The sequence below is a fragment of the bacterium genome (genome assembly GCA_035281585.1).
Classification (GTDB): Bacteria; UBA10199; UBA10199; order DSSB01; family DSSB01; genus DATEDP01.
The window spans coordinates 19,236-28,033 of record DATEDP010000077.1 but is presented as its reverse complement, the minus strand read 5'-3'; the positions used below and the strand labels follow the sequence as shown (position 1 = coordinate 28,033).

General features: G+C 60.8%; 5 protein-coding genes. 2 read left to right on the top strand and 3 right to left on the bottom strand.

Features of this window, described 5'->3' with window-relative positions; translation table 11 throughout:
* Both VJR29_06210 and VJR29_06205 read right to left on the bottom strand, forming a co-directional pair.
* A partial coding sequence (locus VJR29_06210; GenBank protein ID HKY62992.1) for a thioredoxin domain-containing protein occupies window positions 1-980 on the bottom strand: 980 nt, incomplete at its 3' end.
* Between the two features lie 68 nt (window positions 981-1,048).
* On the bottom strand, window positions 1,049-2,239 hold the full coding sequence (locus VJR29_06205) for a hypothetical protein (GenBank protein ID HKY62991.1): 1,191 nt from the start codon (window positions 2,237-2,239) through the stop codon (window positions 1,049-1,051).
* An 89-nt stretch (window positions 2,240-2,328) separates the two neighbouring features.
* Between VJR29_06205 and VJR29_06200 the strand changes: the two genes are divergently transcribed.
* A complete protein-coding gene (locus VJR29_06200) occupies window positions 2,329-3,201 on the top strand; it encodes a thrombospondin type 3 repeat-containing protein (GenBank protein HKY62990.1) in 873 nt (290 codons plus the stop codon).
* 9 nt (window positions 3,202-3,210) lie between these two features.
* On the opposite strand, the gene VJR29_06195 is transcribed toward VJR29_06200, so the two are convergent.
* On the bottom strand, window positions 3,211-4,356 hold the full coding sequence (locus tag VJR29_06195) for an acetyl-CoA C-acyltransferase (protein ID HKY62989.1): 1,146 nt from the start codon (window positions 4,354-4,356) through the stop codon (window positions 3,211-3,213).
* Between the two features lie 436 nt (window positions 4,357-4,792).
* Between VJR29_06195 and VJR29_06190 the strand changes: the two genes are divergently transcribed.
* Window positions 4,793-8,695 carry a bifunctional serine/threonine-protein kinase/formylglycine-generating enzyme family protein gene (locus VJR29_06190; GenBank protein ID HKY62988.1) on the top strand — a complete coding sequence of 1,301 codons (3,903 nt, stop codon included), beginning with the start codon at window positions 4,793-4,795 and terminating at the stop codon, window positions 8,693-8,695.
* Window positions 8,696-8,798: the final 103 nt, after the last annotated feature.

Here is an 8,798-nt window from a genome sequence, read left to right as displayed (position 1 = left end):
AGGGCCGCGAGGAGCAGCGAGTCGAGTGGGTCGTCGATTTGACTGACCGGCGTGACCTTGCGGTTCGAGTCGATGAAGGCGACGGTCGGGAACTCCTTGATGCCGTATTGGGTCCAGTCGTCTTCGCTGCCTTTGACGCCCTGGGCACGAATCATGAGAAATTTGCCGGCGGATTCGCGGCTGATGTTTTCGAAGGTCGGCCGATAGGCGGCGCAAGGCACGCACCAGTCGGCGCCGAAATCGACCACGGCCAATTGGCCGGGCTTCAACTTTTCCAGCTGCGCTTCCAGCTCGGCTCCGCTTTTCACCTCGACGGGCTTGCCGTCCTTGGTTTTGAAGGGCCGGGCCGCGATGGCCCCCGAAAATCCCACCGGCTCGGGGCTGAAGAATTGAGTGAGCGAGGCTGTCCGGCCTTGGTCCAAGGCGAAGGCGTAGCGCTCTTGGACGCTGATTTTGCCGTCGCCGTCGGCGTCTTTCACGTCTTCGCTCCAGAAAAAGGGGCTGAAGGTTTGGCAGCTCACCGTTTCGCCGGGCGAGCCTTGAGTGACGACGCTGGTCTTGGAGTTGGCGAAGAGGCGAAGCCCGTTCCCGGAGAAGCAATTGTCCATCACGACGATGCGACGGCCGTAGGAAAGTTTTTCCAGCTCCGCTTGAAGCTTTTGAAAGGGAAGACAGCTTTTTTTCGGCAAGGCGATGCAGCCTTCGCCGTCGCTTTGGCCGTGGCCGGTGGCGTAGACGACCAGCAGGTCGTCGTCATCGATCCGGGATTTGAGGCCGGAAATCAGTTCCTCGAGCTTGGTTTCTTCGGCGGCGACGTAGTGGTCGACCCGAGCCTTGGGCGCTTGGGTCGAGAGGACCGAGATCCGGTAATCCCCTTCGCGGCGCAGGGCTCGAATGGCTCGTTCGACGTTTTCGGTATGCCGAGCTTCGACGTCGCCGTTCAAGATGACGGCGTGCTTTTTGACAAGGCCATCCCCCATGAAATCCCCTGGGTTCCGAGCCTTCTTTCCAGACACGGATTGATCGGCTGATTTTGGGAAAAGTGACGTTAAAACGTGGGAGTTTCCGGGAATCCGGCGGGAAAGGCCACGTCGGATTCCAGGGCCGGGGCCAAAAATTCTTGTCCGCCGACGTCGATCCCCAGGTCCAAGCAATTTTCCCTGGCCGTCGCCTCACCCGTTGAGATGAGGGCGCAGACGTTTTCGCCGCTGATTTGGATGGGATCGGGGCCCTCGACGTCTTGCAGATTGAAGGTCCCGCTCCAAAAATCGAAGTCGTCCAGGAAACCTCCGATGTATTGAACGATCCCCGGACTCTCGGGCGGATCGGGCAAGCTGCGGAAATCCAGCTTGACCAGCTTTTCCAGAGAATCGACGACATCCGATGGGGATTGATTCACCAGGGCATGGACATTGTCGAAGCTTCGGGCCGAGCCGTCGGGGTTGAAGCTCCGGTCTTGAACGAAAAATTCGGTTTCCTGCCTTTGGGGTTCTTGGTCATCGCGATGCGCATAACGCACGCCGAAGGCGAGAGGATTGCGCCCTCCATCCGGCTCGGCGGCCTCGACGCCCAAGCGGAAGGCGCCATTTCCGGCGTTTTTCTCGTCGGCTTCGGTTTCCGGGTTGTCTCGAGTGGCGTAGCGGTCGATGCGACCGGCGGAAAAGCGAGTGAACTCGGTTTGACCGGTGTCTCTTATCCAAATCCGGTAGCAAATCGGTCGCAGGTTGGCGGTGGCGGTTTCGAGGGGACATTCCGAGACTTCGGGAGCGCAACCGGTGGGGCAGGTGCAGCCGGTGCATCCCTCGGAATTTCCGTCTCCGTCCAAGTCGAAATCGGCGAAATCGATTTTGACCGGGACGACCAGTCCCGGCTCAAAAGTCATTGGGCCCTCGAAAGTACGGACGGTGGGGCTCACTGGAATCTCCAAATCCGCCAAGGGCCCGAGGAAGTCGTCGAGCAGGGAATTGAAGACATTGAATAGAATCGGCCCCAAAGAGATGATGTCCGAAAAATCGGTGATCGTGGTCTGCAGCTTGACCTTGGCGGCCTTCAGTGCCGCCGAGGAGCCGCCGCCGCCGGCTTGGGAGACGTCGATCCCGACGCTTTCCGGAAAGGCCACCGAGCTGGGGATTTCGGCGAGGGGAGCGGGCGGGCCGGCACCGGAAAGGCAGCCATTCAGCAAAACTGCCGGCAGCAGTAGCGAAAGCAGTAAAATGAAGAGTCGGATGTGGCGCTTCATGGCTGTTTCGACGATAATCTCAAAAATGCCGCGATTTTTGTCTTAAACCCGTGGGGAAGTTATTCTACCCGGCTTTGGAGCAAGAGGCTATGGGAAGGTGGGTTCGGTGGATTTCAAGGATCTTTTTCCTCAGTATCCTCGTCGCGGGCTTGGCTTGCGGAAATGGCGATGGGCCGGAAGTCTGCAGCCCCGGATCCGTTTCCAGTGACGAGGACTGCGACGGGATCGCCAACCTCTCGGACAATTGCCCGGAGATCCCCAATCCCAGCCAAGTCGACACCGACCAAGATGGCCTTGGCGATTTATGCGAGACCGTTCCCTGCGGGGATGGAGTTTGCGATCCCCCAAGCGGGGAATGCGACGTCTTCGATTACTGCACCAAGGATTGCACTCAAAGCCTGTGTTTCGGGCTGCCCGAAGGCGAGACCTGCGGCGACGGCTCTTGCCAACCGCTGGCGGGCGAGTGCTCCGACTTCGATCCTTGCTTGGAGGATTGCCCGTCGCCGCTTTTCTGCTTTCCCCAAAACTGCGGCGATGGCGAGTGCCAAGCCTGGGAGGACAATCCGGAAGAATCGATCAGCTTTTGCTTTTTCGATTGCATCTGTCGAATCGACAAGGCGGTGGAAGACCAGTGCCATGAGAACGTCGATTGTCAAGGCACCCCCGGAACCGTTTGCGGGGCGACCAGCGATCCCTTCTTCGAAGAAGAGCCCGATTTCTCTTCGGTCGCTTGCGCCTGCACGACTTGCGGAAACTCGGTGCTCGATCCGGGCGAAGGCTGCGACGTCAGCGCCGGCCAAGCCGGGGTGGAGGAGTGCTTCGCCCAGCCCGGGGCCGCCTGCGACCAAATCCTTTGCGAATGCATCATCCAAGAACTCGACTGCGAGGACGGCTTGGACAACGATTCCGACGGCCTGACCGATTGCGAAGACCCCGATTGCCAGGCGATCGTGTGCCAGTGATCCGAAAGGTCAGACCTCCCGGTCGATGATCGTGGCGACGCCCATGCCGTGGCCGATGCAGAGCGTCACCAATCCGTAACGCAGGTTGCGGCGCTCCAGCTCATCCAGGATCGTGCCGAGCAGGATGGCGCCGGTGGCGCCCAAGGGATGGCCGAGGGCGATGGCGCCGCCGTTGACGTTCACCTTTTCGGGATCGAGCTTGAGCTCTTGCATGACCGCCAAGGGAACCGGCGCAAAGGCTTCGTTGATTTCGATAAGGTCGATGTCCGAGATTTTAAGCTTGGCCTTGGCGCAGACCTTTTGGATGGCCGGGATGGGGCCGAGCAGCATGATGATCGGATCGGAACCGACCTCAACGGTGGCGACGATCCGGGCCCGGGGTTTCCAACCTTGCTCGGCGCAGGCCTTCTCGCTGGCGAAGAGGACCGCCGCCGAGCCGTCGACGATGCCGCTGGAATTGCCGGCGTGGATGACGCCGTCCTCCTTAAACACCGGCTTTAAGTTCGCCAGCTTTTCGACTGTGGTTCCTGGCCTAAAATGCTCGTCTTTTTCAAAAATGAAAGTTTTACCTTCGGCATCCTTGGCGGTGACCGGGATGATGGATTTGGCGAAGCGCTTCTCTTCCCAGGCTTTGGCCGTCCGCTCTTGAGAGAGGACCGCGTATTCGTCGAGCTGCCGGCGGGTGAAGCCGAATTTTTGGGCGATGAGCTCGGCCGAGAAGCCTTGCGGGATGAGGTCGAAGCGCTCGGTCAATTTGGAGCCGGCCATCTCGAAGTTGATCGCCATCGGGACCCGGGTCATGTGCTCGACGCCGCCGCCGATCAGGACGTCGGACATGCCGGCCATGATGGTGTGGGCCATGAGGTTGCAAGCCGAGAGGCCCGAGCCGCAGAAACGGTTGATCGTGGCGCCGGGAACTTCCACCGGCCAACCCGCCGCCAGCACGGCTTCACGGGCGATGACGTTGTCCTGGGCGTCGCGTTGCGAGACGCAGCCGTAGAGAACGTCCTCGACCAAAAGGGGATCGAGCCGGTTTCTTTCGCGCAGGGCCTCGAGGGGCACCGCGGCCAAGTCGATGGGGTGGACGAATTTCAGGCTGCCTTCACGCTTTCCTCGAGGGGTGCGGACGGCATCAACGATGAGGGCTTGGGGCATGGTGGGACTCCTTTAAGGGGATTCAAGCACTTTTCGGCGGCTTGTGTTAGCCCGGAGGCCCGGCTGGGGACAAGTTTTTATAAGTCTCTATTTTTAATTAATAATTACAATTATCCCCAAGTGGGGATATGGATGTTAACAAATGCAATGTAGGGCGATATATGGTCAATCCAAAGCTTGGCAATTGGCTTGATATCTTCCATACTTAGCAACCTTAATGCACAGGGCACGATAATTTTGCATCTCTTGAAAACCAGAAATTTTGGAAGTGGAGATGACCGAGCAGTATCAGGGGATTGGATCCGCGCGCGTCGGCGCGCTTTCGCCGCGCGAAGCCCTGGGGGCTTCGCCACGGCTCCCTATTGCGGCAAATCTATCGGCGGCGCTACTCGACGCTAGAGCCGGAACGGACGAACCGAGGCCTCTGCAGGAGTCGTTGCTTCAGGGTCTGAGCTTTCGCCAGGCTTGGGACCGTCTTCCCGAAGGCCGTCGCCAAGCTCTCCAGGAAAATTTTCCACCGGGTTTCTTGCCCGAGCTGGTCAGCCTCGCCGCTGAAACCGACACCGAGCTCTTCTACGACGGCTTGATTCATCTCGCCCGCCGCCACCGCTCGGAGCGGCCGGATTTGGCGCTGGCCTGTTTTTCGCTGATGCGCGAAAGCCTCGAAACCGACCTGCCGGGTCGGCCCGCCAACCACCGCGATCTGCTGGCTCGGGTTCAACGGGAAAGCGATTCGATCGAGGGCCGGGGGGCGATCGGGGGCCGAGTCGAGTTCCTCGCCGGCAACTTCGTCCGCGAGACCACCAACCCGATCGGCTTAGCCAGCATGGCTCTCGGCGGCTTGGCCTTCACGACCGTGCGCACCGGAATGTTCGCCCGCTTGCTCGCCGGCTCGGCCGGGACCTGGACTCGCGGCTTCGGCGCCCGGGCCCTGGCTTCAAGCGTCGCCTTCGGCGCCGAGCTTCCGGCCTTCGTCCTTTCGGGCCGCCTACTTCATCAGGCCAGCGGCCAAGCCCAGGACTGGAGCTTGAGCGCCCTCGGCACCGAATTCGCGACCGCCGGGATCACTTTGGGCCTGCTCAAACTCGGCGGCGCCGGCGCCGGCGCGGCGGCCCAACGTTGGGCCCGCGGCAGCGGCTTCTTGCCTCAGGCGACCCGGACTCTCTTGCCCCAGGCCGCGATGTTTACCGGCATCATGGCGGCCCACCGTCTCGAGCAGGCGGCGGGTCTGCGGCCGACCGTCGACGGCGCCACGACCTTGACCGACGCTTTTTCCACCTTCCTCCAATTCCACGCCAGCGGCCGCTTGCTCGAGACCGCCATGGGGCCGCGTTACTCCGCCTTGCAGCGGGAGCTTCACCTGCGCTCCGAGACGCTGACTCTTACGTTGGGACGGCGCGGTTCTTGGTTCGGCGATTTGGGCTCCGCCCCCAACTTGGCCTTGGCGAATCCTGGTGGCGGCCGCGGCTCTCCCCGCGACCCTCGCACCGAGCATTTGGTTTTCAACTCACGGCATGATGACGATGTTCCGCCTTCGCCGCCGCCTTCGCCCGAGGGCGCCCGGGTTCCGACCCTGCAGGGGCCGGGAAATGGAGCCCGCCGACCGACCCAACCGGCGGCCGGCGGCGGCTTGGCCGCCAAAGTGGCTCGGGAAAGTAGGGAAGGTCGGAACAAAGTGCCGATGATCGTTGCCGGCACCCGGCTCGGCCCGGGGACGGAAGGACGCTACGAGGTCGTTCAGGAATTGGGAGAAGGCGGTGCCGGCCGAGTTTTCTTGGTCCGGGACCTTCGCGAGATCGCGGGCACCCGATCGGAAAGGCTCGCGGTCATCAAGGTGCCGAAAGGAGAGATGGATCCCGACGCCTACAACCGCATCGTCCGCGAGATTCGGATCAGCGAGCTTCTCGGCTCGGGTTGGGCCGCCCCGATCTATGATTCCTTCGAATGGCCGCCGGCCAGCAAGATTTACGTGCCGGTGATGGAGTACATTCCCGGCTACGTTTTCGCGGACATTATCGCCGGGTCCACTCGCGGAGATCGGGCGATGACCCGAGAATTTCCCTTGGCCAAGCGGATCGATCTTTTCGCCGAGCTTTGCCTCGGCGTGCACGACGCCCATAACCACGGCGTGCTGCACAAGGACCTCAAGCCCGATAACATGCGGGTCGATCGCAGCGGGCGCTTGCGGATCCTGGATTGGGGCATTGCCCAGCATTTCACCCAGGAGAACGGATCGGACGGCAAGGGGCCATCGCCGGGCGTCCGAACCCACAGCGGCAATACTGAAATGTCGGGAACTCCGGGCTACATGCCGCCCGAAGCCATCTCGACCAAAAAATTGAGCAACCCTCGGGTGCGGGACGTCTTCGCCCTGGGAGTCGTCCTTTACGAGACCGCGACCGGCGTTCACCCCTTCGGCGAGTTTCGGCCCGGAGATAAGTCCAAGGGCGAGCCGAGCTTGATGCCGGTTTGGGATTTGATCGGGCGGACCCAATACCACCACATTCCCGAGCAGGTCGCCCTGCTGATGATGAAAAACGAGCAAGGCCTCGACCCACCGGCTTTTCGCCGGATCCTGGTCGGTGATTTTCCGCCATACTTAGCCGAGATCGAGCAGATCGCGCGCAAGGCCATGCATTTCAATCCCGAAGAGCGTTATCAAAGCGCCGCCGAACTTCGCGAGGCGGTGCTAATGGCCCGAGCCAAGGCCGACCGGGAGTCCTTGAACGAGCTGAAGCGGGCCCGGCTGTCCCTGCAGCGCCAAGTCACCGACTCTTGGGATTGGCGGCGCTTCAACGTCCTTTCCAAGATCGATCCCACCGAATGGATTCAGGGTCAGAACAACCTGCAGCGGTTGCGGGAGATGCGCAAAGACTGGTCGGAGGGCGTCAACGACCTGACCATCCGGCTCTACGAGGCCACCAAATACGAGCATATCGCCGGCGCCCGGCAAATGATCGCCGAGATCAGCTGGGAAAAGCTGGCCGATGGCGGCGACCGCCTCTCTCCGGGCGAGCGTCGGCGGCTGGAGCAACGCATTCGGGATAACGATTTCGAGGTCCCCTCCGGCCGCATGTTCAGCGAAGTGCTGACCGGAACCGCCCAGATCCAGGTTCGGCTCCAGTCAACCAACCAGGATTTCGAGGGCAATCCGAGGCTCCGGGTCATTCCTTGGGAGCGGGAAGTGGATTCCAACGGCCACGAAACCGGCAATTTCCGGCCCGGCCCTCCGATCGCCGAGGGCTTGCTTTCGGACGTGAGGGAACGGCTGGCTTTGCCGACGGGCTACTATGCCTTCGAATTTTATGAACCGGGCTATGCGCCGGTCAATGTGCCGGTGCAGGTCTCACTGGATGCGGTGCGGAACGCGGTGGTCTGGAAGAGGCCGGTGACGGTCGAGGCGACCTTGGCGCCGGCGGACCTCGTGCCCCGGCACATGCGGGTCGTTCAGGGCGGCAACGCCAATATCGGGCAGGATTTCTATCATGAGGGGATGCCGTTCAATAGTTACAGCTTTCCGATGCGGGCTCAGCATATTCCGACCTTCGCCATCGCCGAGAATCTGGTGACGGTTCGGGAATACGCCCGCTTCATCTCGGCTTTGCTGGCCAAGGGTGAGGTGGCGGCGGCCATGGAATACATGCCGAGAAAAGCCCCGGTGCCGGTGCGGACCGCCAATTTGACTTCCGCCGAAGTCAGCCGCATCTTCAAGGAAGACGAGAACGCCGCCTCCCGGGTTTTTTATTGGCGGATCGTTTCGACCATCGGTGAGCAGGGGCATACCTATCGTTTGATCGATCCGACCACCCACCGCGATCCCAACGGGGATCCGATTCATTACGATCAGCCGATCAACGCGATCAGCCACACCGCTGCGGAGGCCTACGTCCGTTGGCGGTCCGAGACCGAGGGGCGAAACTATCGGCTGGCCACCGCCGACGAGAAGAACAAGGTCGACACCAATTCCTTCGAATGGATCTACCCTTGGGGCTATGACTTCTTGCCCCATTATGGAATTTTCCGCTTCGCCTTCCAGGGCGATCGGAACCAAACCGCCTTCCCCCAGCCGATCGGGGTGCACCCGATGGGGCAGGAGCACTACCGCGACGTCTCTATTTATGGCACTCGGGACAATCTAGGAAATGTACGGGAATTTACCGCCTCGGAAGGGGAGCCTGGAACCGTGGTTTTATCCGGTGGTTCGGTTCGGGTGCCCTATGGTCCTTTTTATCTTCCGGGTGGCCGCAATTATCCCTTGCTCCGCAACCAGGTGGCCGATTCCATTGGTGGGATTCGTTTAGCCATGGATATTCCTCCCGCCTTTGTCCTTCCCCAATGATAATGTACACAGAAAAGCCGGGTATTTTGATACCCCGATTGTCAATTATTTGACAAGGTGTTTTGAGTACATAAGCTCTGATTAAATCACCCAAAAGTTCAAT